Genomic DNA, 3610 nt, shown 5'->3' with positions numbered 1-3610 from the left:
ATTGCTTATGCCGCCCCGCCTCAAGAGGTGAAGGCTGAGAAAGTCGCCTCCATTGCCCTGCCCGATACCGAAGCCGCAGGGCTTGGCAGTAATGGCTGGGCCTTTGGGGCTGAGACGACCGCCAATGGCCGTGGCCTTATTGTTGGCAATCCGCATTTTCCTTGGGCTGGCCCTTCGCGCTTTTACCAACTTCATATCACCATACCGGGCGTCGTGGATGTGATGGGGGCGACTTTGGCGGGCTCCCCCTTACCCACGATTGGCTTTAACAAGGACATTGCTTGGAGCCATACCGTCAGTGCGGCCAAGCATGCCACGGTGTTTGAACTCACCCTCGATCCAGCCGACCCAACCCGCTATCTGGTCGATGGCAAGAGCGAGGCGATGGAAGTCCGCACGATCCAAGTCCCAACTGCCGACGGACCCGTCCAGCGCACCATCTATGTCAGCCGCTTTGGCCCACTGTTGGTCGTGCCAACGGCGGGCCTCAATTGGACCAAGGAGCGCGCCTTTGCGATCCGCGACGCCAATGCCGGCAATAATCGCCTGATCGACGCTTGGGTTGGGATAAACCTTGCGAAAAATGTGGGCGACATCCGGGAGTCGGTGACCAAGACGCTGGGCATTCCTTGGGTGAATACCATTGCGGCCGACCGCTATGGCAACGCGCTTTTGACCGATGTGACGGCGGTTCCCAATGTCTCTGCCCAAAAGATCAAGGATTGCGCCACGCCGCGTTCGGCCCCGCTAGCTCAACGCTTAGTCGTGCTCGATGGCAGCAAATCAGCCTGCGATTGGGATAAGGCACCGGGCACCCCTGCCCCCGGCCTGATGCCGGCCAGTGACCAAGCTATTGTCGAACGGCGCGACTATGTCGCCAATAGCAATGATAGCTATTGGCTGACCAATCCAAAGAGCCCCTATCGTGTTTTGTCTCCTATTCTGGGTACCGCAGAAGTTGCGCGCAGCCTCCGTACCCGCTCCGGCTTGATTGAGATTGATCGCAGGCTGACTGGCACAGATGGTTTCACCAGCACCAAGGTCGATCATGAAACCGCGCGCGCCATGCAGTTTGCCAATAAGACCCTCGCCGCGGAGCTCACGCTCGATGCCGTTTTGGGGCTATGTGCTGACCAAACAGATCTGGCGGCTGCCTGTCAGGCGCTGAAAAACTGGGACAGACTTTATAACAATGACAGCAAGGGTGGATATCTTTTCTGGGCCTTCTGGGAATTGGCGGACAAGCTTCCGGGCAAATGGGCGACGCCTTTTGATCTGAAAGACCCTATCAACACCCCACGTGATCTGGTCACAACAGGCCCTGTGGCCGAACAACTTCGTGGTGCGCTGCGGGCAGCAGCAGAGCGCCTGACCAAGGAGGGCTATGCCTTGGATGTGGCTTGGGGCAATGTCCAATTTATGACCCGCAATGGCGAGAACATCCCCATTCACGGCGCACATGGCAATCTGGGTGTGCTGAATGTGCAAGTCTCCGAGAAAGTTGGCCAAATTCTCGTGCCACGCCATGGCACCAGCTATGTGCAAATTGTCGGCTTTGATGACAAAGGCCCCGTGGCGGATGCGATTTTGAGCTATGCGCAATCCACCGATCCCGCCTCGCCTTACTATTCAGACCAGACCAAGGCCTATGCCGAGAAACGCTGGAACCGCCTGCCCTTTACGCCTGCCCAGATAGAAGCGGCCAAAGTGGGTGAGACTCTGAAGCTGAAGGAATAGCTGGATCAGCCTTTTACACGCTGAACCAAGCATTGCGGGCCAAGATCAGCCACTTTCTTGACTCCCATCAGGGTCATATTGGTGCGCATCTCCGCTTCAAAGAGTGACAGGAGGCGGCTAACCCCCGCCTCCCCTCCGGCAGCTAGGGCGTAGGCATAAGCCCGCCCCAGCATAACGGCGTCCGCACCCAGTGCCAGAAAGCGCAGCACATCTACCCCGCTTCTTATACCTGAATCCGCGAGGACGGGGATAGATTTGGCCACCGCGTCAACAATCCCAGGCAAAGCTGCTGCAGTGGACAGTGTGCCATCTAATTGCCGCCCGCCATGGTTGGACACCACCAAGGCGTCAGCCCCAAAAGTAACGGCATCGCGGGCATCATCTGGATCGAGAATGCCCTTGATGATGATTGGGCCCTGCCACGTGTCCCGGATCCATTCCAAATCCTTCCAGCCAATGCTGGGATCAAAATTCGCGCCCAACCAGCCGATATAGTCTGTTAGGCCTGTCGCTTGGCCACGATAGGTGGAGATATTGCCAAGGTCATGCGGCCGCCCCAGAAGGCCAACATCGACCGCCCAGCGTGGGTGGAGCACGGCTTGGGCCATACGTCGCGTGCCCGCCCATGGGCCAGACATGCCGGAATGTGGGTCGCGGTAGCGCGATCCGGGCGTTGGCATATCCACCGTGAACACCAAAGTCGTCACGCCTAAGGCGGCAGCACGCGCCAAGGCATCCGCCATAAAGCCGCGATCCTTCAAGACATAGAGCTGGAACCAGATGGGCTGACGAGTGGCCGCTGCAACTTCAGCCAAAGGGCAGACGCTGACCGTCGAGAGTGTATAGGGGATACCCGCCTTATCGGCAGCTCTGGCCGCCTGCACCTCTCCCCGCCGCACCAACATGCCGGACAAGCCAACCGGACCCAAGATGATTGGCAAGGCGAGGTCTTGGCCCAATAGGGTCGTGGATAGATCGACTTTGTCCATGGCGTGCAGCACACGCTGGCGCAGCAAGATTATCGACAGGTCAGCCTCATTGGCTTGCAGCGTCGCCTCGTCCAGCGCCCCACCGTCGACATAGTCAAACAGGAAGCGCGGCAAGCGCTGTTGCGCTGCACGCCGAAAATCCTTTGGACTGGCAATGATCATTCCGCCCTGCCCCTACACCGACCGCTTGCACACATGCTAAGCACAGCGCTGGGCTATCAGGCAAATCCACCGCTGGCATCTTGCTGTTGGCAACGCACCAATCGACTGGTTAGCACGGCAGCTTGGCGATGTTTGACAGCTTCGCGGTAATCGCTGTCGGTGACCATGGCCAGAAAGGCGCCAGCGCTGGGATAATTAGCGATGAAGATCGTGTCCCAAGCCTCTGATTCTGGTCCGGTTACCATGGCTTGCATCATCCCACGCCAAACCACCTTGCCACCTAAGCGGCTAAAGATCGGATCGCTGGTGCGACCATATTCTTGGTAAGCTTCTTCGCCCGTACGCCCCAGATTAGCGTCTGGATGATCGGCGGGATAAAGCGCGAGCGGCCGGTATCGCACCAAATTGAGCATCCAGATCGGCTCATCCCGCGGCAGCGATTTGAACAAGTCAAAGGCTGCCCGTGTTGGATCGACAAAGGCCTCTTCAGTCATCGGGATATGGCCTCTTTGTTAGCCAGCGGCGGCTGGGGCTGCTTGCTCACGCCGCTCTGAATAGATCAGCAAGGGCTTGGCGCGGCCTTCAATGACTTCGCCATTGACCACAACTTCTTCCACGCCCTCATAAGATGGCAGGTCGAACATGGTTTCCAGCAGAACCCCTTCCAGGATGGAGCGCAGGCCCCGAGCACCCGTCTTACGCGCAATGGCTTTGGTAGCCAC

At 58.3% G+C, this 3610-nt stretch carries 3 protein-coding genes and 1 pseudogene; 1 reads left to right on the top strand and 3 read right to left on the bottom strand.

Features of this window, described 5'->3' with window-relative positions:
• On the top strand, positions 1-1737 hold a 1737-nt coding region (locus ACOVRA_RS08310), incomplete at its 5' end, for a penicillin acylase family protein (protein ID WP_421719879.1).
• A gap of 5 nt (positions 1738-1742) precedes the next feature.
• Here the strand turns inward: ACOVRA_RS08310 and lldD are convergent.
• From lldD to ACOVRA_RS08295, 3 genes and pseudogenes are all read right to left on the bottom strand, one after another.
• On the bottom strand, positions 1743-2888 hold the full coding sequence (gene lldD, locus ACOVRA_RS08305) for an FMN-dependent L-lactate dehydrogenase LldD (protein WP_421719878.1): 1146 nt from the start codon (positions 2886-2888) through the stop codon (positions 1743-1745).
• Between the two features lie 56 nt (positions 2889-2944).
• Positions 2945-3382 carry a DUF1330 domain-containing protein gene (locus ACOVRA_RS08300; protein WP_421719877.1) on the bottom strand — a complete coding sequence of 146 codons (438 nt, stop codon included), beginning with the start codon at positions 3380-3382 and terminating at the stop codon, positions 2945-2947.
• Between the two features lie 18 nt (positions 3383-3400).
• Positions 3401-3610: pseudogene (locus tag ACOVRA_RS08295) on the bottom strand (ATP-dependent Clp protease ATP-binding subunit ClpX); the annotation flags it as partial.

This window comes from Aquidulcibacter sp. (assembly GCF_049239865.1).
Taxonomy (GTDB): Bacteria; Pseudomonadota; Alphaproteobacteria; order Caulobacterales; family Aquidulcibacteraceae; genus Aquidulcibacter.
Note: the sequence above shows the minus strand (reverse complement) of the source record. Positions and strands in the feature narration are given on the sequence as shown.

Excerpts from the sequence above, each read along its gene's own strand:
- ACOVRA_RS08300 (WP_421719877.1), bottom strand. The coding sequence starts at position 3,382 with ATGACTGAAGAGGCCTTTGTCGATCCAACACGGGCAGCCTTTGACTTG.
- lldD (WP_421719878.1), bottom strand. The coding sequence starts at position 2,888 with ATGATCATTGCCAGTCCAAAGGATTTTCGGCGTGCAGCGCAACAGCGC.